At 59.6% G+C, this 26311-nt stretch carries 19 protein-coding genes and 1 tRNA gene; 12 read left to right on the top strand and 8 right to left on the bottom strand.

Going from position 1 to position 26311, the window contains the following annotated elements:
* Window positions 1-300: 300 nt before the first annotated feature.
* The 5 genes from Enr13x_RS24975 to arfB all read left to right on the top strand — a co-directional run bounded on the left by Enr13x_RS24975 (window position 301) and on the right by arfB (window position 7611).
* On the top strand, window positions 301-3708 hold the full coding sequence (locus tag Enr13x_RS24975; protein ID WP_231743768.1) for a general secretion pathway protein GspD: 3408 nt from the start codon (window positions 301-303) through the stop codon (window positions 3706-3708).
* Between the two features lie 749 nt (window positions 3709-4457).
* Window positions 4458-4652: a carbon storage regulator CsrA gene (csrA, locus tag Enr13x_RS24980; RefSeq protein WP_095742250.1), complete on the top strand. Its 195-nt coding sequence runs from the start codon at window positions 4458-4460 to the stop codon at window positions 4650-4652.
* A 240-nt stretch (window positions 4653-4892) separates the two neighbouring features.
* Window positions 4893-4965 (top strand) — tRNA-Glu (locus Enr13x_RS24985).
* 380 nt (window positions 4966-5345) lie between these two features.
* The gene (locus Enr13x_RS24990) at window positions 5346-7169 is read left to right on the top strand and encodes a sulfatase-like hydrolase/transferase (protein WP_145389537.1); all 1824 of its coding nucleotides are present in this window, start codon (window positions 5346-5348) and stop codon (window positions 7167-7169) included.
* Between the two features lie 19 nt (window positions 7170-7188).
* Window positions 7189-7611, top strand: a complete 423-nt coding sequence (gene arfB / locus Enr13x_RS24995) for an alternative ribosome rescue aminoacyl-tRNA hydrolase ArfB (RefSeq protein WP_145389538.1) — start codon at window positions 7189-7191, stop codon at window positions 7609-7611.
* Here arfB and Enr13x_RS25000 read toward each other — a convergent pair.
* Window positions 7596-9425: an ATP-binding protein gene (locus tag Enr13x_RS25000; protein ID WP_145389539.1), complete on the bottom strand. Its 1830-nt coding sequence runs from the start codon at window positions 9423-9425 to the stop codon at window positions 7596-7598. The two genes, arfB and Enr13x_RS25000, sit on opposite strands and share 16 nt — an antisense overlap.
* A 167-nt stretch (window positions 9426-9592) precedes the next feature.
* Between Enr13x_RS25000 and Enr13x_RS25005 the strand changes: the two genes are divergently transcribed.
* Window positions 9593-10639, top strand: a complete 1047-nt coding sequence (locus Enr13x_RS25005; RefSeq protein ID WP_145389540.1) for an AAA family ATPase — start codon at window positions 9593-9595, stop codon at window positions 10637-10639.
* 233 nt (window positions 10640-10872) lie between these two features.
* On the opposite strand, the gene frr is transcribed toward Enr13x_RS25005, so the two are convergent.
* The 4 genes from frr to rpsB all read right to left on the bottom strand — a co-directional run bounded on the left by frr (window position 10873) and on the right by rpsB (window position 14579).
* Window positions 10873-11433: a ribosome recycling factor gene (gene frr, locus Enr13x_RS25010; RefSeq protein ID WP_145389541.1), complete on the bottom strand. Its 561-nt coding sequence runs from the start codon at window positions 11431-11433 to the stop codon at window positions 10873-10875.
* A 247-nt stretch (window positions 11434-11680) separates the two neighbouring features.
* Complete coding sequence (pyrH, locus tag Enr13x_RS25015; protein ID WP_145389542.1) at window positions 11681-12427, bottom strand: UMP kinase; 747 nt, start codon at window positions 12425-12427, stop codon at window positions 11681-11683.
* Window positions 12428-12547: 120 nt separating this feature from the next.
* A complete protein-coding gene (tsf, locus tag Enr13x_RS25020) occupies window positions 12548-13528 on the bottom strand; it encodes a translation elongation factor Ts (protein ID WP_145389543.1) in 981 nt (326 codons plus the stop codon).
* 214 nt (window positions 13529-13742) lie between these two features.
* Window positions 13743-14579, bottom strand: coding sequence for a 30S ribosomal protein S2 (gene rpsB / locus Enr13x_RS25025; protein ID WP_145389544.1), 837 nt, complete (start codon window positions 14577-14579; stop codon window positions 13743-13745).
* A gap of 547 nt (window positions 14580-15126) precedes the next feature.
* Between rpsB and Enr13x_RS25035 the strand changes: the two genes are divergently transcribed.
* Both Enr13x_RS25035 and Enr13x_RS25040 read left to right on the top strand, forming a co-directional pair.
* Entirely contained in the window at window positions 15127-15861 is a 735-nt protein-coding gene (locus Enr13x_RS25035; protein WP_231743769.1) for an apolipoprotein acyltransferase, read from the top strand.
* Between the two features lie 204 nt (window positions 15862-16065).
* Window positions 16066-18168 (top strand): SH3 domain-containing protein, encoded by a 2103-nt coding sequence (locus tag Enr13x_RS25040; protein ID WP_145389545.1) that lies wholly within the window; start codon window positions 16066-16068, stop codon window positions 18166-18168.
* Between the two features lie 38 nt (window positions 18169-18206).
* On the opposite strand, the gene Enr13x_RS25045 is transcribed toward Enr13x_RS25040, so the two are convergent.
* The gene (locus tag Enr13x_RS25045; RefSeq protein ID WP_315856909.1) at window positions 18207-18887 is read right to left on the bottom strand and encodes a phosphonatase-like hydrolase; all 681 of its coding nucleotides are present in this window, start codon (window positions 18885-18887) and stop codon (window positions 18207-18209) included.
* Window positions 18877-20040 (bottom strand): TIGR03364 family FAD-dependent oxidoreductase, encoded by a 1164-nt coding sequence (locus Enr13x_RS25050; protein ID WP_145392689.1) that lies wholly within the window; start codon window positions 20038-20040, stop codon window positions 18877-18879. The genes Enr13x_RS25045 and Enr13x_RS25050 overlap by 11 nt, the downstream gene beginning before the upstream one ends.
* A gap of 547 nt (window positions 20041-20587) precedes the next feature.
* On the opposite strand from Enr13x_RS25050, the gene Enr13x_RS25055 reads away from it, so the two are divergent.
* The 4 genes from Enr13x_RS25055 to Enr13x_RS25070 all read left to right on the top strand — a co-directional run bounded on the left by Enr13x_RS25055 (window position 20588) and on the right by Enr13x_RS25070 (window position 24683).
* Window positions 20588-21040, top strand: a complete 453-nt coding sequence (locus Enr13x_RS25055) for a hypothetical protein (protein WP_145389546.1) — start codon at window positions 20588-20590, stop codon at window positions 21038-21040.
* 58 nt (window positions 21041-21098) lie between these two features.
* Complete coding sequence (locus Enr13x_RS25060; RefSeq protein ID WP_231743770.1) at window positions 21099-22196, top strand: DUF1559 domain-containing protein; 1098 nt, start codon at window positions 21099-21101, stop codon at window positions 22194-22196.
* A gap of 61 nt (window positions 22197-22257) precedes the next feature.
* Entirely contained in the window at window positions 22258-24033 is a 1776-nt protein-coding gene (locus Enr13x_RS25065; RefSeq protein WP_145389548.1) for a hypothetical protein, read from the top strand.
* Between the two features lie 32 nt (window positions 24034-24065).
* On the top strand, window positions 24066-24683 hold the full coding sequence (locus Enr13x_RS25070) for a PEP-CTERM sorting domain-containing protein (protein ID WP_145389549.1): 618 nt from the start codon (window positions 24066-24068) through the stop codon (window positions 24681-24683).
* A 122-nt stretch (window positions 24684-24805) separates the two neighbouring features.
* On the opposite strand, the gene Enr13x_RS38220 is transcribed toward Enr13x_RS25070, so the two are convergent.
* On the bottom strand, window positions 24806-25936 hold the full coding sequence (locus Enr13x_RS38220) for a substrate-binding domain-containing protein (protein WP_197455339.1): 1131 nt from the start codon (window positions 25934-25936) through the stop codon (window positions 24806-24808).
* Between the last annotated feature and the right edge of the window lie 375 nt (window positions 25937-26311).

Below are 26311 nucleotides of genomic sequence, written 5' to 3' on the forward strand. Positions count from 1 at the left end.
CGGTCAAGCGTCGGGGCCCGAAGGAAGGCGGCCAGACGCGGTCCGCCATCGTCCGGGGCTCGCGAAAGGTCGGTCCTCATTGGTTGGACAGACGTGCCGTGGGGCTAAGCCGACGATGGGTTTTCGTGAACGTAGGCGGAAACTCCATGTGTATCCAACGAAGTCTCACCGCGAAGAAGGAGTGTCGCGTTGAAACGCCACGAAAAACTTTTCGGCCTCAATCGCAATCGATGGGGCGGCGCCGTAATGGCGTGGCTTGTAGGGGCGTCCAGCGTCTCTGCCCAGCTACCGATGCCAGGCATGAGCCTGCCATCCAACGACAAAACGGGTGCGGCAACTGCTGTCGCTCCTTCCTACGCACAAGGTGGATCGGCCCTACCGGCCGGCTACAGGGTGCCCAACGCGGCGATCGATAGTCGTGCTGTCGGCGGGAAACAACTCGTCCAGCAAGCTCGCGCCGCACTGGCCGGCGGCCAATACGAAATGGCCGTCAACGCCTTCCGCCAAGCTTCGGCGGCGGCGAAGTCAGATCCGAATCTCTCGGCCGACGTCGCACGGCTGCGTGTCGATCTGCAGATTGCCGGCATCGACGGCGAGTTGCTGAACCTCCCCGCTCCGGCGCCCAAACGCTTGTCCCCCGGCATCACGGCGGCACCGCTGGCGACAACGGCTTCTCCCAACACCGCGGACGGATCCGCGGCCAAACGGGAAGCGTTGCGATTGATCGCCGTCGGACGTGCGACGCTGGATCGGGGCGACACCGCCACCGCCCTGCGTCTGGCACGCCAAGCCCAATCGCTGAACGTCCCCGAGTCGGCCTTCGCCCAAGGCGAACCCCGCGTGTGGCAGTTCGTCTTGGATGCCGAATCGGCCGCCAAACGTGCCGGCACCATCGATTCGCAAATCGCCTTGGCCGGCGGACAACAGGAAATCGGCAGCGACGAAGCAGGCTTCATCAAGCAGATGCTGTTCAATGCCGACGCAGGCGCCGGACTGAACAACGTCGGCGGCGGAGCGGTTGCCCAAGTGCAAGCACTCGGCGCCCCGATCCCACCGTTGCCCCAATCCGGTGCAGGCCAACCGGGAGCCGATCCCAACCGACTGTACCAAGCCGGACTGCAGGCGCTTCAAGCCGGTGATCAGGAAACCGCTCGCAAGAACTTTGTCGAAGCGTGGAAGTACGAAGATCAACTGGACTTGGCGACCCGACAAGGGCTCAAGGACAAACTGACGCTGCTGCAACCGGCACGACGACTGCCGCGGGCCGGCGGCGAACCACAGCTTTCCGCGATCGATCAAGCCGATGCGGAATCGCGCGAGCAAACCCAACGGCTGTATCGAGAGATCACCGCCGAAATGGCCAAAGCCGCCGAGATGCGAGAATCGGCTCCGCTGGACGCACTGGACAACTTGAACCGCTTGCGCCGACGCGTCGACGGTTCCAACGTCGATGAAACCAGCAAACGCACGCTCGCCCGTTTGGTCGACCGTGAGTTGGAAAAGCAAAAACAATATGTCGAATCCAATCGTGCCTCGATCGAGTTGGAACTTCAAAACGATGCGGTCCGAACCGAGTTGGCCACCGATGCCGCTCGCGAAGCTCAAATCGATGAAGAGATCTCCGAGTTGGTCAACAGCTTCAACGACTTGATCCGCGAGCGACGGTACTCCGAAGCGGAAGTGGTCGCCAAGCAAGTGGGCGAGCTGAAACCCGGCTCCACCATCGCGACGACGATGTTCCACAAGAGCCGATTCGCCACTCGCGATCAAATCATGCGGGACATCCAAGCCGGCAAAGAAGAGCTGGTTTACAAAGGCCTGGAAGACGTCGAGTACTCCGCGTCACTCTCCGACGGCTTGGATCCCAATCAACCGATGACCTTCGGACGCGATCCCCAATCGTGGCACGAATTGACGCTTCGTCGATCCCGCGACACCGGTTCGCTGTACGGCACCGTCCAAGAGCAAAAACTGAAACAACAGTTGAGCACTCCGGTCAATGTCCAGTACCGCAATCGACCGCTGGTCGAAGTTATCGAAGATTTGAAGAATGTCACCGGCATGCCGATCGTGATGAACCAACGGGCCATGGAAGCGGTTCGCGTTCAGATCGATACACCGGTGAACCTGGAACTGCAAAACCAGATCGAACTCAAGAGTGCCCTGAATCTGATTTTGGAACCCTTGGATCTGGGCTATGAGATCAAGGATGAAGTGCTGCAAATCACCAGTGCCGAAGCCAAACGTGCCAACGTGATCACTCGGGTCTACAAGGTCGCCGACTTGGTGACCCCGATCCCGAACTTCACGTCCAGCTACGAAGACGGGTTGGCCGGGGCTCTGCGAGCCGCCTACCAAATGACCAACCCGCGGATGGACGTGCAAATGATGCCCGTTCGGATGACCGACCTCGCTTCGCGACAGGCCAACGCCCTGCAGCCGAGCAAGATGTCGCCGAACATGCTCGGCCAATACGCACCGGGCGGCGCCCAAGGCGGCTTCGGCCCCCAAAATCCGCCCAACGGCAGCGGTGGGGGTGGCTCCTTCGCGGACTTCGATTCGCTGATGACTCTGATCGAAACGACCGTGGTTCCGGACACTTGGGAAGCGCTTGGTGGAAACAGCACCATGGCCCCCTATCCCCAGAACCTCAGCCTGATCATCAGCACCACCAGCGATGTTCACGACCAGATCGTCGACTTGATCGAGTCGCTGCGTTCGCTGCAGAACCTGCAAATCACGATCGAAGTGCGATTCATCACGCTGTCCGATACGTTCTTTGAACAGATCGGCGTCGACTTCAACGTCCAGTTCGACGACAACGTCCAGACACTTCCCGATGACGACAGTGGCCCGAGTGTCACCGTCGGCTGGAACGCACTGAACAATTTGCCGACGGCAGACTTGGACATCCAGTTCAACAACGGATCCTTCGGCGTCGTCCCGGCCTTCGGTGCACCCGACCCCGGGGCCCTGTCATCGATCGGTTTCGCCATCCTCAGCGACATCGAAGCGTTCTTCTTCCTGCAAGCCGCCCAAGGCGACGAGCGGACGAACGTGATGCAGGCTCCCAAGGTCACGCTGTTCGACGGCCAGATCGCAACGATCTCCGACCAGAGCCAGCGTCCTTTCGTGACCAGTATCACGCCGGTTGTCGGTGACTTCGCCGTCGCCCAACAACCCGTGATCGTGGTCCTCAACGAAGGCACGCAGTTGAACGTGCAAGGGATCGTCAGCGATGACAAGCGATTCGTACGCCTGACCTTGGTGCCCTTCTTCAGCCAAATCGGTGACGTCGACACCTTCACCTTCGAAGGTTCCCGAACGACCCGACGCAGCAGCCGCGCCGAAGAAGACACCAACGGCGACGGCGTCGTCAACGAAGATGATGCGGTCGACAGCGAAGATGAAGAAGACATCATCTCCGGTTCGACGGTCCAGTTGCCGACCTTCGCGTTCACCCAAGTCAGCACGACGGTGAGCGTGCCCGACGGAGGAACGATCCTGTTGGGCGGAATCAAACGACTCAGCGAAGGACGCACCGAACGCGGTGTCCCGATGCTCAGCAAGATTCCGTACATCAGCCGACTGTTCCGCAACGTCGCCGTCGGACGCGACGCCTCGAGCTTGATGCTGATGGTCACCCCACGGATCATCATCCAAGAGGAAGAAGAGTTCGCTCAAACCGGATTCGATCCCAACCGCTAAGCGGCCACCGATCGAACCAGATCAAACGAAAACGCGGCGTGGCCAAACGGGTCACGCCGCGTTTTTTTTTCAAGTTTCAAGTTTCAAGTTTCCTGACTCTAACGTCTTCTATGTTTGTTCGCGATGCAGCCCGAAGGGCTGGCACAATGCTTGCCGGTGGTGTCAGCCACCGGAATGGAAAGACCTCGATCACGGAGGCCTGAAAGGCCGGCACAATCGGTCTCATCAGCTGCGGGTATTGCTAAAAGCTGGGGAATTGTGTCGGCCCGCTGGGACTCAGAGATTCCTTGAAATTATCTCCGGTGGCTCACGCCACCGGCATTCACTTTGCCGGCCCTCTGCGCCGAACAGACTTCGCCTGTCCGGCGAAATCCGGTACATCGAAAACGTTAGAATCAGGAAACCTGAAACCTGAAACCTGCCCCCCCCCCGCCGGGCGGCCTCGCCGGGGGACCGAAGTTCGCGATACGGGGCGCATAACACCCCCTTTACGGCGAAGTTTGACGGTTAGGCGAACCCCTTGAAGGGTGGAAAGGCCAGAAATCGGGTTTTGTCAAGCCAGAATTCCTTGACCGATACTAATTTTGTTCTAGAGTTGATTGTCAGGAGTGGCTGTCCCTACCTCCCAATAGTGACGCCGCATTGAACCGGCCTACAGCGATCTTGCCGAATGACCTCCCGTCGGACGCTGGTTCGCCCCGTAGGCATCAATTCGATTTATCAGGCCGGTCAACGAAAGGACTGAAACAATGTTGGTTTTATCAAGAAAAAAGAACGAGAGTATTGTCATCAACAACGACATCAAGATCGTTGTTGTCGAGATCCGTGGCGACAAGGTTCGACTCGGCGTGGAGGCTCCACGCGAAGTCCCGGTGCACCGTCGCGAAGTCTACGAGGCGATCCAGAAAAGCCTGGAATCGGGAGACGCGGCGGTCGACGCATAGTGTCTCACACGGCGATGTGATTTTTTCGAAGTGACCGGTCCGCCAGCGTTTCGTCCCACGAAGACGGCTGATCGGGTTCTCCCTTAGCCCCCACCACGGTGCGTGATTTCCGCCTTGCTCGTTGATTCGAGCAAAAATTGCGCCGTTTTTCCGAGTGGGCGGCACGAACCCTTGACGGTTCCTTAGGGTCTTCGCTAAAACTCCGCCCAGTGATGAGTCACCCAGGTTGCTCATCACCATGGCCCCTTCGTCTAGCGGTCTAGGACACCGCCCTTTCACGGCGGCGACACGGGTTCGAGTCCCGTAGGGGTCACCTGCAACAATCCCCGGATGGTGTTTTCCAACGCCATCCGGGGATTTTTTTTGCGCCGCGCGACGGCGGCAGGCGTAGGCCGATGCCACTGAGTGTTAGCGGAACGGCGCGAGCGGGCTGTCGATTGAGTCGGGATCTGCTGAGTCCATGCTGAGCCGCTGGCCGTAAGGCCTCGGGCAGCGCCACAGTGCCCGGCCGCTTACGCGGCGCGCGGCTCACAAAAACGACAGCCCGCGAGCCGTCCGGTCGCAGCCCGAAAACCGTCTGCAACACCGGAGAGGCTCGCGCCCTGCCGCTTAGACGATGCTGTTCGCCAACCGGCCACGGGCGCATCCGCCACTGCTATGATCCTCACTGCCTTTCACACCGAGGATCCCCCCATGAAGTCCATCCCCACGCCCGCGCTGCTGTTTCTGTTTTGTTTTCTCGTTCTGCCAGGCGCCTCGTTCGCCGCCTCGCCGAATCTGGTCGTGTTTCTGGCCGACGACGCGGGCTGGGGTGATTTCAGCCAGTCCGGCAATCGACAAGTCTCCACCCCCCACATCGACTCCATCGCCAAGGGCGGCGTGTCGTTGGACCGGTTTTACGTGTGCTCGGTTTGCGCCCCGACACGGGCGGAGTTTCTGACCGGACGGTACCACCCACGTGGCGGCGTCAGCGGCGTGTCGACGGGCAAGGAGCGGCTGAACCCGGACGAAACAACGATCGCCGATGCCTTCCAGGCAGCCGGCTATGCGACCGCCGCGTTTGGAAAGTGGCACAACGGCAGCCAGTGGCCGTACCATCCGATGGCCCGCGGTTTCGATGAATATTTCGGCCACACCGCGGGCCATTGGGGCGAGTACTTTGACGCGCCCCTGGAGGAAAACGGGCGCATGGTCCGCACCCGGGGATACATCGTCGATGTCTGCACCGATCGCGCGTTGGAGTTCATCGACCGCAACCAAGCGAATCCATTCCTTTGCTACGTCCCCTTCACCACGCCGCACTCACCCTGGACGGCACCGGAGCAGGATTGGCAGCGTTTCAAGGACAAACCGATCACGCAACGTGCGACCGACGCCAAGGCGGAGGTCGACGACCACACACGCTGCGCGCTGGCGATGGTCGAAAACCAAGACCGAAACGTGGGACGCGTCCTCGATCGACTTGCCGAACACGGCATCGATGACAACACCATCGTCGTTTACTTCTCCGACAACGGTCCCAACAGCCACCGCTGGACCGGCGGCATGAAGGGCCGCAAGGGCACCACCGACGAAGGCGGCCTGCGATCGGTCTGCTACATCCGATGGCCCGCCAAGCTGCCGGCCGGGCACACCGTCACGCCGATCTGCGGCGCGATCGACCTGATGCCGACCCTGACCGCGCTGGCCGGCGTGCAGAGGGTCGGTGACAAACCGATCGATGGACGCGATCTGACGCCGCTGCTGATGCATCCGACCGCGGATCATCAGAACACGGACTGGGCCGAACATCGCCACTTTTCCCACTGGGCGAACAAGGTCAGCGTGAGGACCCAAACGCATCGCCTGGACCACCAAGGCAACTTGTTTGACATGATCGCCGATCCCGGCCAGACGACTGCGGTCAATGCCCGGCAACCGGCGCTCGCCGCGGAACTGACCGCCGCGGTCAAAGCCTGGCGTCTGGAGATGTTCGGAACCGATGCCCCGGCACCGCGGCAACCTGCGAACCAAAGGAAGGGCGGCCAATCGATCGATCCTCGGCCCTTCACCGTCGGCTACCGCGAGTTTCCGATCACGATGTTGCCCGCCCGTGACGGTGAACCACGCGGCGGCGTTCGACGCAGCAGCAGAGCCCCCAACTGTTCGTACTTCGTCGATTGGACCAGCACCGACGACAGCATGGTCTGGCTGATCGAGGTGAACACGGCGGGCCGTTATGGTGTCACGATTGATTACACCTGCAAGGTTCCCGATGCGGGCTCCACGATCGAATTGAGTTTCAAGGGCGCAAGCGTGACGGGCAAAGTCGCGCCCGGCTGGGACCCGCCGCTGTACACCAATCAAGACACGCTGGAACGCCCCAAGGGCGAAAGCCAGATGAAGGAGTTCCGAACGCTGGAGCTTGGCCAGATCGACCTGCCCGCCGGCACCGGACCGCTGACCTTGCGGGCGCTCGACATCCCGGGACAATCCGTGATGGACGTCCGCCGCGTGACATTGACCCTTCGGAAATAAAACCCACAGCGAGTGCTTGATGAGTGATTTGTATGTGAACCAACGGTTGACGATTCCGTCATCGGAATTGGCGATCAGCGCTGCGCGGAGCAGCGGTCCGGGAGGACAAAATGTGAACAAGGTGAATTCCAAGATCACGCTGCGGTGGTCACCGGAAAAATGCACCGCGATCGATCCGGGTTGGCGAAATCGCTTCATCGCTCGTCACGCCAACCGGATCACCAAAGACGGCGAGCTGGTGTTGCACAGTGAACGCTACCGCGACCAGCCGCGGAATTTGGCCGATGCCCGTTTTCGGCTCGTCGAAATGCTGCTGGAATGCCGAGAACCGGCCAAGAAGCGAAAGAAAACCCGCCCGACGCTCGGCAGTAAACGGCGCCGCAAGGAAGCCAAAACCAAACTCAGCCAGAAAAAACAAAGCCGCCGTCAGTCGTTTGATTGACGAGCGGGTGGCGGCAGCTGCAAACGGAAACAACATCCGCTGCCGCTGGGCGGGTCCAGGATCACGATCGCTCCGCCGTGCTCTTTGAGAATTTTGGCGCTGACGGGCAATCCCAGTCCCGTCCCCCGTGCCCCTTTTTTGGACTCAAACAACGAAAAAATCTTTTGGCGATCCCCCGGCGACACACCGGGCCCGTTGTCGATCACATCGATGAACCAGCCCACTTGATCGTCGTACCCGGTTTCGACTTTGACCTTGCCCACCGGTGCTGACGGATCGCTCTCGTTCTGCTCATGCAACTCCGGTTCATGGTCGCCCTTGACGGCATCGATCGCATTGGTGACCAGATTCAAAATCGCTTGGTGCATGGCGTCGGGATCGAAAAATGCGGGAGGCATGTCCGTATCGGTTTGCAATGTCAATTCGACACCGGCTTCGCTGGCCCGGCTGGCCATCAGTTCGACCACATCGGCAGTGGTCTCATTCAAGTCGGCTTCGACCTTTTGCGGCTCCCGTTCTTTGGAGAACGTCAGCATGTCCATGACGAGATTGGAGATCCGTTCTTGATTGCGATCGACCATGCCCCAACCGCGGCGGACGGCATCGGTGTCATCTCGTTTCAGCCCTGCTTCGATCAGATAGCTGCCGCCGCGGATCCCTTGCAGAATGTTTTTCACGTGATGCGAGAGTGTCGCGATGGTTTGCCCCATGGCGGCCAAACGTTCGCTTTGCAGCAGCGCGGAGTAGTAGAACGTGTCCTCGATCGCCAAGGCCGCTTGATGCCCGATGGCCGTGATCAGCCGCAGGTGTTCGTCGGTGAAGCGGTGAGTTTTTCCGCGCCGAACGATCTGGCCGGGAGAGGTGTAGGTATCGATGTAGAGGGCGCCGACGATGTCGTAGCGTCCCTGCAGCGGCACGCACAGCGCCTCGCGAACACCGCCTTGGACGATCGATGCCGCGGCGTCAAACCGCGCATCGTCGGTCGCGTCACTGGTCCGGACTCCTTCGGCACGGTCCAGAACATAATCCAGGATCGTGCTGCTGATACTGATCGGCGCTTCGTCATGACGCTGACCGTCGGCCGATTGGCGATCGCATCGCGCGGCCGGTCGCAATTGATTGGTTTCGTTGTCTCGCAGCATGATGCATCCGCGATCGGCATCGACCCAATCAAACACCAGCCTCAAGATACGATCGAGCAACTCATCCAGATCGTCGGTCCGACCGACCGCCAGCGCGGTCAAATACATGACCTCCAGTGACCGGTCGCTGTCGGTGATCGTGTTCATCACCGGTTCGACCGAATCGACCGAGGAGTCCGAGGGATCCGGCGACGGGGAGAGCTCGGTTTCGAACGGCGCCACCGCCTCGGCGACCTGATCGGGCAACCGAACCGGATCCATGCGGACGCCGCCGGTTCGTGACGTGGGCCGTACCAGCGACGAAATGATCCGGCTGGCGTCGGCGCCGCTGCTTTGCCGCACGATGTCGACACCGTGCGCGGCCTCGATCGCCGTGGGTTGCCCCGTCCCGGTGAAGATCAACAGCGTGCCGCCGATCTCAATGCGATCACCGCTAAGCAGTTTTTGATCGCGGATCCGCTTTCCGTTGACCTGGGTTCCGTTGCTGCTCTGCAAGTCGACCAGATGGCAATCACTGGACGTGTCGATGCGAATTTCCGCGTGCAGACGTGACGCTTCGCTATCGAGCAATTGGACGTCGTTTTGCGTATCGCGGCCGATGCGCACGACTTCCCCGTCGAGCACAAAGTGCTTTCCCTGATCTCGTCCGCGAACAACGTAAAGCGATGCCATATCCCAAAGATAACGTGTTCCGATGCCGGTTTAACCCCGACACCGCCAATTCGTGCCCGTTGGCAAGATTTGTTCGGGGATTGTCGCGACCGGGCCACACGGTCGCACCAGAGGTTAAAATAGTGTCGTCCATCCGGGCGTATCCCTGTTCGCAAAAAGTGAGTTTTATGGTTCAACCGCCACCTAGAGAAACCGGCACCGCATCCGAGGCAGCCAATGACGGCGCCAAAGCCGCCGAATTGGTCAAGGCCTGCCAGGCGGTCCGGCAGCAAGTCGGACGCGTCGTCGTCGGCCAGGAAGACGTGATCGAGCAATTATTGATCGCAATCCTCTCCCGCGGCCACTGCCTGCTTGAGGGCGTGCCGGGATTGGCGAAAACCCTGATGATTCGCACGCTCGCCGAATCGATGCACCTGAAATTTCACCGCATCCAGTTCACGCCCGATCTGATGCCCGGCGACATCACGGGCACCGACATCATTCAAGAAGACCCGGAAACCGGTCGCCGTCAACTGTTGTTCGAACGCGGCCCCGTGTTTACCCAGATGTTGTTGGCCGACGAGATCAACCGCACGCCGCCCAAGACGCAAGCCGCCCTGCTCGAAGCGATGCAGGAACACGAGGTCACCGCCGGCGGAAAAACGTACAAACTGGACGAACCGTTCTTCGTCTTGGCGACGCAAAACCCGATCGAACAGGAGGGGACGTACCCCTTGCCCGAAGCCCAACGCGACCGGTTCCTGTTCCACGTGGTGGTCGACTACCCCAGCCGCGAGGAAGAATCCGAGATCGTCGACCGCACCACGTCAACCTTTGACGCAACCGTCCAAGCCGTGGTCAGCGGAGAACAGATCATCGCGTTCCAAAAAACCGTGCGACGCGTCCCCTTGCCGCCACACGTCAAAGAATGGGTGCTCGATGCCGTCCGCGCGGTGCGTCCGAGCGATCCGAACTGTGCCCCCTGGGCCAAGGAATTGATCGAGTGGGGGCCGGGGCCTCGCGCCAGCCAGCAACTGGTGCTGGCGTCCAAGGCCCGTGCGTTGATGCACGGCCGCCCCCACGTCACGCTCGATGACGTGCAAAAATTGGCGTTCCCCGTGCTGCGTCACCGCATCGTTCCGACCTTCACGGCCGAGGCTGATGGGATCACCGTCGACGATCTGATTCGCCGACTGGTCAAAGACCTCGCGCCCAAAAAATCAGCCGCGCTGTAACCCTGCCCCAAGCTTGCGATTGTGGCGTAAGCTTCCAGCTTGCGATCGTGGCGTAAGCTTCCAGCTTGCGATCGTGACGCATCGCGTCACGATCGGTCGCGGATTGGCAAGCAGGATGCTTACGGTCTGTCGTTTTTGTGAGCCGTGACGCGTAAGCGGCCGGGCACTGCGACGTTGCCCGAGGCCTTACGGCCAGCGGCTCACCATTGGCTCAGTAGAACCCGACTAAAACTTTAGGCTTCCATGACTTCGGCTTCGCGTGCCTTGGCCATCTCGTTGATTTGCTCTTCGAACTTTTTGATCAAATCCTGAACATCGCTCTTCAGCTTGTCGCGATCGTCTTCGGTCAGCTCTTTGTCTTTTTCCAACTGATCGGCCGTCTTGTTGGCATCGCGGCGGATGTTGCGGATCGAGATCTTGGAGTCTTCGGCCAGTTCTTTGATCCGCGAAACCATTTTCTTGCGGACATCGGTCGAGAGCGCGGGGATGTTCAGCCGAATGACGCGACCGTCGTTTTGCGGGTTCAGCCCCAGGTCGCTGCCCACGATCGCCTTTTCGATATCTTTGATCGTGCCGGCGTCGTAAGGACGGATCAGGATTTGCTGGGGTTCGGGTGTCCCGATCGAAGCGAGTTGCTTGAGCGGCGACGTCGATCCATACGCCTCGACTTTGAGCGAATCAACCAGCCCGGGCGTGGCTCGACCGGTGCGAATGCCGGAAAGCTGTGTGCCCAGTACGCTGATCGCCTTTTCCATACGTTCTTCGGCGTCCATCAAGGTTTCTTCGGCGGACATGTTGAGCATCCTTGGGGTTAGAGTGGTGTCGACAGATTATGAGTCTAGCTTTTTTTAGATCGGCGTGTGGCGACGTGCGTCTGGAACAAGATCGCCCCCGGGTGTCTGATTTGATTGCCCCCGGGCGACTGAACTTCCTCGTAGCGAACGTGGCGATTGAACGTTCGACCCTCCCCTCGCTGCGCTCGACCCTCCCTGCCAGGGAGGGTGGCTTCGAAACGTGCGTGGGAACTGCGAATTGGGGAAATCACTTCTCCGATCCGATCCAGGTTCCCACCGTTTCCCCGTTGATTGCCCGCACGATACTGCCGGCCTTTTTAAAATTGAACACGAGAATGGGTTTACTGTGTTCCTGGCAGAGGGCGATCGCGGTGGCGTCCATGACACGGAGCTGTTTTTCGGTGACGTCGCGATAGGTCAGCTGATCGTACAGGACGGCGTGGGGGTTCTTCTCGGGATCGTCGCTGTACACGCCGTCGACGCGTGTCGCCTTCAAGACAACGTCCGCGTCGATTTCCAAGGCACGCTGGGCCGCGGCGGTGTCGGTCGTGACGAAGGGGTTTCCGATCCCTGCAGCCAGTATGATCACGCGGCCCTTGGTCAGATGACGGATCGCGCGGCGGCGGATGAATGTCTCGGCAATCTTATCCATCGGGACCGCGGACATCACCCGCGTCGATAACCCGAGCGTTTCCAATGCGTCTTGCATGGCGAGCGAGTTGATCACCGTCGCCAGCATCCCCATGTAGTGCGCCGTGGCCTCTTGAACCAACGCGTTGCTGCCGGAGAACTGGGCGCCTCGCAAGATGTTGCCGCCGCCGACGACGATCGCGATCTGGCAACCGCTGCTGTGCGCCTGGCGGATCTGTTCGGCGATATCCGACATTTCCTGGCTGCTGATTCCACGGCCTCCGGAATCGGCCAAGCTTTCGCCGCTCAACTTAAGGACGACGCGCTGATAACGGAGCGGGGCGGGGGTGGAATCGTCAGACATGCTCGATCGGTCCTGGCGGGTAGGATCATAGGTGAATGGTCAGATGATACGAAAAAACCTCGTCGTTCCCGAGGGGGAACAACGAGGTTTCCGAGAATGTCGTTTTCGAGTTCAATCGAATCAGGACGCCGAACCGACGGCGACACGTTTGAACGCGACCACTTCGGCTTCGGGGCTGAACTCTTTCACGGCCGCTTCGACGGTTTTAGTATCGTCGAGCGCGTAGAACTGGCTCAACAGGCACCGCTCTTGATCCAGCAGCGTGTTGTCGGCGATGAAGCGTTCCAGTTTACCGGGGACGATCTTGTCCCAGATCTTTTCCGGTTTGCCTTCGGCCTTCAGTTCCGCTTTGATCTCGTCTTCGACCTTTTGCATGACTTCAGGTGTCAATTGCGAACGGCTCGCATATTGGGGCACCGTCTTGAGCGTCTTGCCCAACCGGGCACGGTCTTCGTTCTCGACCTTGATCTGTCCCTGCAGGGCCTCGGTTTCTTTGGCGACCAGTTCTTCGTCAAACTCATCGGGCGTCAGAATCGAGGGCTTCATGGCGGCAACGTGCATCGCCACCTTGCGGAAGAAATCGCCGGCATCGTCCTTGCCGCCGTCTTTGTAGGACAACAACACGCCGATCTTGCTTCCGGCGTGAATGTAGGACGCCAGGTTGTCGCCTTCGATCGTTTGAAAATCCGCGATCTCGATCTTCTCGCCGATCGTTCCGGTGCGTTCGACCAGTTTCTCTGAAACGGTTTCTCCGTCCAGCTCGAGCGCGCCGATTTCTTCTTTGGTCGATGCACCACTGTCCAAGGCAAGCTTGGCCAGCTTTTCGGCAAACGCGATGAACTCGTCGTTCTTTGCCACAAAGTCGGTTTCGCAGCTGAGCGAGAGCAACACGCCCTTTCCGCCGTCGACCAATGCCACCACGACACCTTCGTTGGCTTCGCGGTCGGCACGTTTGGCCGCCACCTTTTGACCTTTTTTGCGCAGGTAGTCCAACGCGCCTTCGATGTCACCACCGGACTCTTGCAGTGCCTTCTTGCAGTCCATCATGCCGGCACCGGTGGACTTGCGCAGTTCGCTTACATCTTTGGCTGAAATCGCCATTGTTTCCTCCAGAAAAGTCGGTATTCGACTAAGTGTATTTGTGTCGTGTGAGTGGGGATGTGCCTATCGCTGTGTCAGCGTTCAATTTTCGAGCCTGCGTTTGTCGAGCGGAAAAGGGGTCAGGTACCAAAAACCAAATGGCCCGAAGGGTGCTTCGCATTTTTGGTACCTGACCCCTTTTCCGCGGCACCCTGCGTTGAACGTCGACGCGCCGCTAGGCTTCAGGAGCCGCTTCGGCCGCTCCGGGTTCGGCGGTCGCCTCGGCGGCCGGTTCAGCCGGCGCAGCTTCGGCAGGTGCGGCTTCGGCCGGTGCAGCCTGGGCCGGTGCGGGAGCCGCTTCGGCCGGTGCCGGGGGAGCCCCGACGTCGGTCTGCCCCTTGCCGCTGTTGACGGCGTCTGCCAGTTGTTTCAGGATCAATTCGATGCTGCGAATCCCGTCGTCGTTGCCAGGAATCGGAAGATCGATCAGGGAGGGGTCACTGTCGGTATCGATCAATCCCACCGTGGTGATGCCCAACCGTTTCGCTTCACGGACCGCATTTCGCTCCTTGCCCGGATCGACAATGAACAAACATTCGGGCAAGCGGTTCATCGTCCGCAGACCGTTCAAGTTGCGATACATCTTGCGGTACTCGCGATTGAGTGCCGACTGCATCTTCTTGCTGTAACTGTTGATCGCGTCACTACCGCGAATCGTTTCCAGCTCTTCCAAACGTCCCAGTCGACTGCGAATGGTGCGGAAATTGGTCAAGGTTCCTCCCAACCAACGCTCGCTGACGAACGGCATGCCGCAGCGACTCGCTTGCTCCTCGATCGCTTCGCCGGCTTGACGCTTGGTCCCGACGAACAAAATCAACGAACCGCCCGAGGCGACTTGCCCCAGGTACTTCTTGGCACGGAGCATCCCACGAAGCGTTTCGCGGATGTCCAAAATGTGGATCTGGTTCTTGCTGCCGAAGATGTATGGCTTCATCTTCGGGTTCCACAAACTCGTCCGGTGACCAAAATGGACACCGGCTTCAATCATCTCTTGAACGATCGGATTAGACATCGAGACAGTTTCTCCAGGTGGAGTGTCGGCGTGGGCATCACGAAACGGCCAAAAACCGTTCCCAGGGACAGATGTGCGGCGAAGATCAATGACGATCGACAGCACACCCCCGACCAGCGGGGCCCTTCATCCCGAATCACGCGGACAAAAAAGGTAGACAAAGCGGAAAAACGACGTATTTTCCGCCGGGGCGGAGAGGGTAGCCGAACGCCAGCCCCGCGACAAGAGTGAGGGGCGGGAGTTGGAACGTCCTCGGTTTCAGGTTTCAGGTTTCAGGTTTCAGGTTTCAGGTTTCAGGTTTCAGGTTTCAGGTTTCAGGTTTCAGGTTTCAGGTTTCAGATTTCAGGTTTCAGATTTCAGGTTTCAGATTTCAGATTTCAGATTTCAGATTTCAGATTTCAGATTTCAGATTTCAGATTTCAGATTTCAGATTTCAGATTTCAGATTTCAGATTTCAGATTCTAAATGTCTCCGGGGGGGCTATTGCTGCTGGACGCTTTGCTACAAATTCCTCGAACTCCGTCTGTCCTTCAAGTGCTCGATCATCATGACCACCGCCGCTTTTGTTGAACGTTGCCGCGAACTTGCCGCCGGATCCGGGTGCAGTGAGCAAACCCCGTGCAGCCCCGGACCGGAATTGTCCGAATCCGAATCATTGATCGGATTCTTCCAACTGTTTCGGCCAGACGGCGGTGACCTCCACGGCCTTTTTGATGTTCTGCGGCAAGGTGACCAACTTTCCGAGCGGCTGCAGAATGCCTACCAGGCCGCCGGCGATGATCGACGCCCCCAGGGCGGACGCGACGCGTTTTTCATCGTCCGATCCCCGTCCCCCTTGGCGCCCGAACAGGCCGAACACCTCGGCGCGACCTGGATCCAAGGCCTGCAGCAACTCGCCGAAGCCGTCGCCGACTCGCACGTCGCCCAGCAACTCGCCTCGCCGCCCAAAATCCGCGTCCTGGAAGGCATTCCCCCGAAACACCCCAAACAACCCCACCAGCGCAGCGAACTGCTGAACGTGTTCCTGGATCACGCCCCCGGTCTGACGGAAAAAGTCGCGGGAGTCGACCCGCACGCCGAATTGCTGCGGCCGGCTTACTACTTCATCGCCTGCGACGCCATGCTCCGCGACTATTTGATGTGGCCGTTTTATGCTGAGCAAACGGGGCTCGCCGACCCGTTCGACAGCTATTTCACGCTCTGGGCCCACGGGGTCAAGTTCCGGATCTTCCAGGAAAACCAAATCGATCTGTACCTGCCCCGGCACCCGGATGGTTCCTAGTGCTTTTGTCAGCTTTCAATTTTCGAGCCTGCGTTTGTCGAGCGGAAATGGCCACTCGGATTCAAAATCGCGGGTCGGCCCACCCGCCGGCGGCGGTTCTATCTTGATTCCGGGGCCCAAAGTTCGTTATGTCCCAGGCTTGATCGCAGCTCTGCCGGCCGACGGGTCGCCTGGAACACCATCACTCGCGACGGAACACTCGACATGGATGTCTTGTCACCAAAGAAACGATTTTGCACCCGCGGCACGCTCGCCGCGCTGCCCCTGCTGTTTCCATTGACCCTCGGCTTCGTCGCCCCCATCGCCCTGGGGCCCGAAGCTCGGGCTCAGGAATCCGAAGCCGCCGCGACCGATCTCGACGACGCTGCTCCCTACATCGTGTTCGTCGCCGAGCCCGCCGCGTTCACCCGCTGCGGCCCCGGCACCGACCACTATCGCACCGAGCCCCTGCGCCGTGGGCAAGAGCTGGAGGTCTATGTCGAAACCGCCGATGGCTGGCTGGGTGTCCGGCCGCCGGAGAAGAGTTTTTGCTGGATGCCGGCCGACGCGGTGGAGTTGTCCGCAGACGAACAAACGGCGACCATCCGCGAAGACAAAACCGTCGCCTGGATCGGAACCCGACTGGGAAAAGCGCGTCGGTATCGCTGGCAGGTCCAGCTCGATGCCGGCGAAGTCGTTTTTGTGTTGGGAAAGAACGAACGCGAGGGATCGACGGGCAGCAAAACGTGGCTGCGCATCGTTCCTCCGTCGGGAGAATTTCGCTGGATCCACCGCGGTGACGTCGTGGAGAGCGCCGAGCAACTGGCTGACCGCGTGGCCCGTGCCGAACCCGACTTGCAACCTCGCGGCGACATCGCCACCGTCGTCTTGAACGCCGACGCCAACCCCAAACTTGCAACGCTTCAATCCGCCGACGGCTCGGAGCCTTCCCCGCGCCCCCTGGCAAATTCCACACGACGCGGAACGGGAACCGAGGCGCTGCGCGAGACCGACGTGATCCCCGAACTGAAACCGGCACCGGAAAACAGCGTTGCCGAAAACAGCGCCCCCCGGGGGCCGCAACCGCGGACACTCGCCGATCGCGCGATCCAGTTTCATCGCGGCGCCCAAGCCGAGGACTTTGAAGACCGCGGCGCTGTAATCGGAAGCGGCTTGAAGGCGGGTTGGAAAGACGATTCCGTCGAAACCTCCGAAGCCGGACTCTCGACCGACGCGGACTCCCAATCCATCCTCAGCGCAGACCGATTGACCGAACTGCCGGCCAACGGCGCCGCAGCTGCCGCCTCCGCCATCGCGGAACCCCTGCGCCGGATGACCGATGTCGTGGCCAACTTCATCAGCCCTCCCCGGCTGGTCGAAATCGATTCCTCCCACGCCAACGCGTTCCAACCGAATTCGCCGGCCGATCGCCGCTGGAGCGTCGGCTCGGGACGATCGATCGATGCACCGCCGGCATCGCTCGCCTCCGCTCAGCCGGGTGACTTGACGCACTTGCCCCAAGCTCGGTACCCGGAACCCCCAGCCCCGCAAACGCTGTCCCCGCAAGCCACGTCTGTGGCGCTGCAGTCCCCCGCCATGACGCAGACCGGCGTGATGCAGACCGGGGCACTCCAGGCCACGACGTTGGCGCCTATCCCGCCCCGCCCCGCCGTGCCCTCGCGGATCGTGACGGTGGATCAGATCGCGCGCGTCGAAGATGCGGTCGCCGCTGCAAACCTGGACACGATCAGCCAAGTCCTCTCCAAATTGATGGCCGAGGGCGCGTCCGCTGACGAACTGGATCCATTGATCCGCCGCACCGAGCGGCTGCTCCGATCGGGCGACGTCAACAACGCCACGCGCACACGTGACCTGCTCAATCTCGCGCAGCGCTATCGGAACGTCGCCGCCCGACGCGATGGCGTGACGACCATTCAATCGGCGTCGCTGGCCGGCAACGTCCAACCGATCGACACGGCGGTGCGACAAGCCGGCTCACTTGAGACCACCGCCTCCCGACCGACCGACCTCGCCCCCTCGCCGCTGAGCCAGCCCCCGGTCGCTTCGGCACCACCGACCCAATCGTCACTCGATTCGGCCACCGGCACCGCGACCGGCTATCTGGTCCAAGTCTATTCGTCACGCGCCAACAGTCCCCCATACGCATTGACCGACGACGCGGGACTGACGGTCGCCTACGTCACGCCCTACCCGGGCGTGAACCTTCGCAACCATCTCAATAGCAAGGTCGCCGTCAGCGGTAACGAGAAACTGCTCGAGGGCATGAGCACCCCACACATCCTGGTCGACCGCGCGATCCGGCGTTAAATCCGACGTTATGCGGCCGTAAATTCAACCCCGATCAGCTACGGCGCGTCGATTAGCGGCAGAAGATCCATCAACCGGTCAATGATCTGGGTCGGCTGAGCTTGGGCGAGCAACTCGCGCGACTGGGCGCCGGTGGTGATGCCGATGCACAGGGCACAGCCGGCGTCTTGCCCTTCATGAATGTCGATCTGGGAATCACCGACTTTCGCGACATGATCGGCAGAGCTTACTGCAACGTCCCGCATCGCCTTGATGATCATGTCGCCGTGGGGGCGACCGCGGCTGACGTCCGACGCCGTGACCAAGCAGTCGAAATCCTGACCGACATTCCAGCCGAGTTTGCGGATCAATTTCAACGCGGTGTCTCGATCATAGCCCGTGTTCAGCACGACGCGGACCCCGCGCTCGCGCAACTGCCGAAACAACTCACTCGCCCCCGGTTGCTCCTTGACATCCAGTTCGTCATAGGCCAGCTGCAATCGCGTTTTGAAATCGGCAAAGATCGCAGCGATCTCCTCCTCGCCGTGGTCGTTGCCGTCCAGTGCCAACACGTCGCGAATGGCTTGTGATTTTTCTTTCCCGGCCCCCGTCGCTTGCACTTGATCTTGCGTGAACGAATACCCGGCGGCGTTGATCGCAGCACGAACGGTCTTGTAGACCACGTTGTCCTCGTCAACCGTTGTACCTGCCATGTCAAAGACGACTAATTCAATCACCATAAATCTCCCGTAGATGTTGTTTGGCGAATCCCGCGCTTCCGGTCATGCCCTTGCCACCAATGGCGGTTGCGACGTGGATGTCACGATCCAATGTGTGTTGAAAAACACCCCGGGGGTGTTTTGATTGGCAATACATGCCCGCCCAGGTCCGTTCGATGTCCCAGTTCGGCAAGTCCATGATCTGTTGTGCTTGGGAAACAAAGAATCGATTGATCGGCATTTGGATGTCGAAACTTAATTCATCCGATCGAGCCGCCGGTGCATATTCGTGCGAATCCCCGAGGATGATGTGACCATCAACTTCTTGTTTGAACAGAATGTGGACACTCCATTTTTTCCAGAAGCTGTCCGGATCCTCGCCTGCTTTGATGGAACGATACGAAGGACAGGCGGCAAAACTTTCATAGCGTCGAATCGACTGGCCGGTCAAAACGTTACCCGGCAACGCTCCGGCCGATTGTGCCGAGAGCATCACCATCTGCAATTTGACCGCTTCAATGTCGCTGGTTTGAAACAACTCGGGAAACAGCATTCGAAATTCCGCGCCCGAACAGACGATCGCTTTTTCGGCGTGCAGCATCCGGCCGTCGGTGCAATGGGCCGTGACCGTCGTGGGTGACTGCCGATCCAAATGCTGAACACAGGTTCCCAAGGCGATCGTCAGTCCGAACGTTTCACGCAGGTAGTCGTGCAAACGCAGGATCATCTGGCGTGGGTCGACGGAAATCTCCTCGGGAAAAAACAGCCCCGCTCGGCAGTAGGCATCGTTCAGCCGCGGGTATCGCTGTTTGCATTGCTCTTTCGTCCACAGCTGCGACCGATAGCCTTCCTGGCGATTGATCGCGTGCAGTTCCTCGATCAATGCAACCTCCTCGGCATCCGACGCCAGATAGACGCTTCCTTCTTGCCGAACCGACAAATCGGTTTTCGCCTGGATCGACTTGTAGATCTCCAAGCTGTCCCGGCCCAACCGTTGCCAGGTCGCGTCCATGCCGGACGGAACCACTTGTCCGAAGTTGCGAACGGTCGCTCCTTGAGGCTGCAGGTTCTTGTCGACCAAGATCACGCGCATGCCACGGAGCAATGCCTGGTAGGCATGGAACGTTCCTAAAACGCCTGCCCCGACCACAATCAGATCGTACTTGTTTTCCATTTTCACGCCGACTCTCTTGTTGAATCCATCGACAGGCCGTTGCGGGCTGCTGTGCTGCACGATCATCACCGGTCGGCGCAGGATTGTACAGAGTGCTTTGCGATGTTGACGTGCGGTGCGTGCTGACCCACCGCGTCAGCGGATCGTTGTACGACATTCTTTCTAGTGCATCGGGGCGAGCCCTTTGGACGACGGTCCGGAAGGGCCGTCGTACTTGCGAAACACGGTCGGCTTGAGCTGGACGATCCTCAAAGCCTGGACAGCGATGTGACAGCGAGTTTTCTTCACACATTCCTCACGCGAACCATCGACAACCTGCACGCGACTGTGTGTGTTCGAAGAAGTCTTTTAACCAATTGCGCAATTCGGCCAACCGTGTGCGCATCTCGCTTTCTTTCCTGACAAAACGTCGTTTTACTTCTCGCCGCATCGCTTGCCCGGAACGTGTCGCAACGCGTCCGAGCGACGTGTATTTCAAAGACATTCGGTCGCGGCGATTTCCACGCTTCAGACGCACTCAACCGCGACAGACTCATTGCCCAGTGACATGAACAAAACCTTGCTCTTGATCGGTTTATTGACGGCCGCGTGTTCGACCGGATGTGGAGATCCCCAACTGCACCAGGTGACCGGAAAAGTCACGCTGGGAGGCGTGCCGCACGAACGGTTGCTCGTCTACATGCGTCCGATCGACGAAAAGGTCGACAAGTTTCGCATGGGTGTCGGCGAGACCGACGCTGCCGGTGTGCTGACGTTGCGAAGCAGTGCCGGCGATGGACTCGCCGCCGGGCACTATCGGGTCTCGTTCTCATGCATGGTTCCCAAGGGTGTCGGAAACCAAGAGGCGCTCGATCCCAATGAAAAGCATGACGACAACCCCAAGCTGATCACCGAAGAGATTGTGCCTGACCCGTATTCGAGCGACGCGGAAAGTCCGGTCGAGTTTGAGATCGGTCGAAGTGACGTGAACGAATTTGTGTTTGACATTCCGGCGAAATAGAGACGTTTCGGATTTAAAAATGCCTCCCATCCCCCTCGCACCATCGATCCCAAAACTCATGAGAAACCATCGCGCAAACATCAGGTCTGCATTCACGCTGATTGAGCTGCTTGTGGTCATCGCAATTATCGGTGTACTGGTCGGACTCTTGCTGCCGGCGGTCCAATCGGCTCGGGAAGCCAGTCGTCGCATGACGTGCTCCAACAAGCTCAAGCAGATCGGGCTGGCGTCACACAACTTTGAACTGGTCCACAAGGGGCTTCCGATGTTGGGCGAGGCGCAGGAGGGAGGTCACTGGAGTGCGTTCATCTTGCCGTATCTGGAACAGTCCGCGACGTTTGAACGCCTTTCGTTCGGCTCCGTCAATTGGGCCGCCTCGGTGGCGCGTGAAGACGCGGAACTAGGATCGGCGAGCCCGGAGCTTCGCCAGATCGCCGCCTGCCAAATGGTCATCGAAGCCTACAAGTGCCCATCGTCGGTGATGCAGGGTCCCGTTTTCGACGCCTCGTGTTATTCGCCTCCGTGGTTCGTGTCCCGACGCGAACCGGCGAACTACTTGGGTGTCGTCACCGGCATTCAGCCCAACGACTGGAAGCCACAATTCGGCTGGGGACGTCCCAACCGAGCCACCTGGGGCCCCGATCGCACGCCGACGCTGCACCACAGCGAACTCGACGGAATGATCATCACGCGGCCGCCCGAAAAGGCACGCATCAGCCAAGGCGGGATGGACGGCGCCAAGTTTCGCGATGTGACCGACGGCCTTGCCAACACCTTGATGTTTGGCGAAGTCGAACCCGATTTCATTCATAGCATCGAATCGTCACGGCAAGAAAACCAGAACACGGGTCGCAAAGACCACTGGGCGATCGGCGGAGACGACTTTGACAACTGGGAAGGCACCGATTGGTCCGAGCAGGGCGGATCCACCGCCGTCGCCATCAACTACAAGCGGCCCGACGACGTCCGCTTCAGCGACGCGTCACCGGAGTGGGCAGCCTATGAAGTGAGCTTCGGCAGCAATCACCCCGGAGGGGCGCAGTTCTGTGCGGGCGATGGTTCGGTCCGGCTGATTTCGGACAGCATCGATGCAAAGCTGTTCAGCGCCCTGGGAACACGCAACGGATCTGAGACCGACTCGCCCATGCCCGAGTAGCGCTTCCAACCATTCAATGTCTCGAAGGTTTTCCGTTTTACTTACTTTGGAGTTTCTGTTCATGAAAAGCTTCCTCCCGAGGCGAAGTGTTTACACGACCTTGCTCGCGCTGCTGTGTTGCTGCGGACTGCACGCACCGGCCAGCGGGCAAGTCGTTGAAGTTGCTTTCGATGATTTCGAAGGCTTGAACATGGTGCCGTTTACGCTGGACTACAGCTCGCCCTACTTTCTCGATGGCACCGACTGGACCAAGACCTTTCCCCAAGGCTGGGTCTTGGACAATTCCAGCAACGGCTACGACAACGCGACGATGCCGGGTGAATTCGATGGCTGGTCGTTGCTGGATGTCGCGTCCTGGATCGCTCACGCCGATGTGCAAGCCGGTCGCGACCGCTGCTTTTTCGGAAGCACCGATCGGAACGTCGCCCTGGTTGCCGACCCCGACGAAGCCGACGATAGCGGCAACACCGACTTGGGCGACCCCGGCAACCCGCTTTACGACTCGTACATCTCGCGAACCTATGACGTCACCGGGCGCCACCTGCCTTCGCTGATGGTGAGCTTCGACTACGACTTCGTTTGCGAAGACACTCAAACCGGCGTGGTCGACATCTCTTTTGACGGCGGCAGCACGTGGCAGAACCTGTTGACGATCGACTCGACCGTCGACAGCGGAGCCTTCAGCACCGAACTGGGCAATCAAGGCGTGTTCGTCGCCGGAGTCGACTTCACCGCGGACGCCACCGCGACGGAAGTCGTTCTGCGTTTCGGATGCATCCGGTCCAGCAACGACTGGTGGTTCTGCGTGGACAACGTGGGGATCGCCGATCAGGACGGTGTCTTCGTGTTCGAAGACTTCGAATCCTCGGCCGCGGACATGGTGCCCTTTGACGCCGTCAACGACGGGCCCACCGAGCCATTCGACCCATCCGATGGCACCGACTACGCCCCGTCGATTCCCAACTGGACGGTCTCGAACAACGGAACGCCTGATTTTCCGACCAAGCAGATGTATCGCACCAGCCAGGAAGGAGCGTTCCAAGGTTGGAATGCCGTCGACTCGCTTTCGTGGTTCGACCAGCAGGGCGACCAGCAACGCGGCTTCTTTAACTTCCCCGCACGAAACACGATTCTGCTGTGCGACGGCGACGCCCACCAAGACAACATGGTTGCATTGGCCGAAGGCGAGTCCGGTCCTCCGGAAGGCGAACAGCAGTTCAATTCGTTCATCCAGCGAACCTACGACATGAGCGGCTTTGACAACACCACACTCGAGATTGAGTTCCTGTGGGAAACCCGCTTGTACGCTTCCCAGCGCGCCCTGGCCCAGGTTTCGTTCGATTACGGATTGACCTGGACCACGATTCTGGATGTCGATTCGGATCGCCTGAATCTGGACAACGGTGCCCCCGAGGAACCGGACTATGAGTTCACCCTGTTCCCGTTCCTGTTCAATGACAACAACGGCAATGGCTATGTCGACAGTGACGGCGAAGACGTGGTCAACACCTTCGCCGGTCCGCAGCAGTTTCTTTTCGGCGACGCGTTGAGCACGCTGCCGGCGTCGAAGAGCAATACGTTGACGATCCGCTTCGGCTGTCTGGACACCGGCAATGACTGGTGGTTTGCCGTCGATGATGTGCGTGTCAAAGCCGAAACGCAAGCCTACGTCATGGGGGACTCCAACGGCGACGGTGTCGTCAACTTCAGTGACATCGACGGTTTTGCAAACGCCCTGTTCGGTGCCGCAGGGTACGACGCCCGATTCGATTTCAAAGCCGACGGTGTCGTGAACTTTGATGACATCGACGGTTTCGCCGCAGAATTGTTTAACTAGCTTTCGTCAACCTTCAACTGGAAATTGTTTCGATGAGAAAGATGATCTTTGCCATGGTGATGTTGATCATCACCCCCGCGGCGAGCCGCGCGGAATTTGTCTTCGGGAGAGACCTGGCCGATGCCCAGTCGGGCAACGCGCTCGACCTGAACCTCGGATCGAACGAGACGCTGGGAATCTGGGTGACCGGTGCGACGGATCAAACGATTCGGGCGCTCTCGTTCAACCTCAGCGCCGACACACCCGGCGTGGTCAACTCGACCGGACTTTCGTTCGATGACTTGGCCACGCGGTGGCCGCTGAACAACACCAGTTCCGACCTGATCGGCCAATCCGCCTCCGGCCTGTTGATCGATGATGCCCAGGTCGCCACGCTCGGCAGCTTTGCCGGAACCGGTGTCACCTTCACCGCGGCCAACCCGGCCATTCGTCTGGGGACCGTGGACGTCTCGGCTGACAACGTCGGGTCGACCTTGCTGGCGTTCAACGTCGGATCCAACGGCGTGAACGACCAGACCGGCGCCATCAGCGGATTCGCCACCGGTGGACGCACACTCAACGTGATCACGGCCATCCCCGAACCCTCCTCCGCCACGGCCTTGCTGGCGATGGGCGTTGTGGGATGGGTCGTTCGTCGCCGCCGAAAGTGAGCCGCCGAAAGCAAGCCGCTTTCAACCGGATTGCCGTTCAGGTCCTCCTTCGTCCTACCGTTGTGACCTGAAAGACGGCGCGCTCTCCTGCCAACCAATGGGGATTGGCAGGAGAGCTTTTTTTAAGCCCCGAGCGGGGTTCGATACATGCTCGGCGCACAACCCAAGTTGCGTTTGAAGAATCGGGTGAAAGCGGACGTCGACGAAAATCCCGTTCGTTTTGCGATGTCGTCTAAAAACAGATCCGTATCGGACAGCAACTGTTTCGCTTTTCGCAATTTGATTTCGTCAATGACAACCGACGGCGGTTTGTCGAGAGTGCGAGCGATTTTGATTTCCAGTGTTCTTCTGGAAACGTCCATCGCGGCGGCCAGCTTGGTTGCATTGATGCCATCGGCCAGGTTCTGATCGATCAACCGCAAACATGCCTGAGTGAAATCGTCGTAGAACGCAACAACTTTTGATGACTCGCGTTCGATCACGTCGACCGGCGGCACCAGTTCGAGCGATGCGGTCGATGGACGACCGATCATCATCTCGTGCAGCGTCTTGGCGGCCTTGAAGCCGACTTCGTTGGGGTTCTGAAAGACGCTGGAAATCGAGATCGGGGCGAGCGCCGCGGAAAGTTCGTCGTATTCGCACGTCACGATCGAGACTTCGTTGGGGATTGCAATCCCCTGGGTCAGACAGATCGAAATCAAAATCCTGGCTTGATCCGTCGACCAGGTCACAATCCCGATCGGCTTCGGCAATCCCTTGACCCATTCACCGAGAGCTTGACGCAGTCTGGACCGATAATCCTTCTGATCGGGAAACTCAAAGACCCGCAGGTCGCAGCCCAACGATTTCTTGATGGCGTGGAACAACTGCTGGGGGTAGCCTTGCCATGGCGGCACACCGACATAACCGAAGACTTGAAAGTCCTTGGACGCGATGTAGCTGGCGACCATTTCACCGCAGCGGGTCGGGTCGGCCACCACGCTGACCAGCGGACTGTATCTCATGCCCCGCCACGAAACGTTGACGGCCGGGCAACCCGCATCCCGAACCTTGGACCAAAGCGAATCGCTTGTGCCGCGGAATAGAATCCCGTCGCCCTGCCAGCCTTCGGGCAACGAAACTTCACCCTTGGGATACTGAAGCCCATTGATCGAGGACGCGGGATACAAAAAATCCCAGCCACCGTGCATTCGGCTGTACGCCGAAGCCCCGAGAATGATTCTGCGGTTGAAGTTATTGGAGGCTTGAATCAAGACCGCAATGTTGACGAGTTTTGTTGCCGTGATGCGTAGAACCGCCGGGTTGAAAGGAGAAGGTGGTGGAACCGTGACAGAAATCCCCCGATGCAAAGTGCCATCGATTGTCCCACCCGACAAGAATCTTGTGCGCGGGGCACGATGAAGACTTGATGAAACCCACCTGCCAGGGAGGGTGACCCCGAGGACCACGCCACCTCCTGACAACAGGGGGACCTGAAACACGCCTCTGGTTCGTCGCGAGGTGGGAATCGCGCGCAATCGGGTTAGACTATGCGGTCGTCTTATCTCACCCGGGTACCCCATGCTCACCGTCTCATGTCCCAGCTGCGGCGAACCCGCTCGCCTGCCGGCCACATGTCTCCCCAGCGA

Origin of the sequence: Stieleria neptunia, assembly GCF_007754155.1 — a bacterium.
Lineage (GTDB): Bacteria > Planctomycetota > Planctomycetia > Pirellulales > Pirellulaceae > Stieleria > Stieleria neptunia.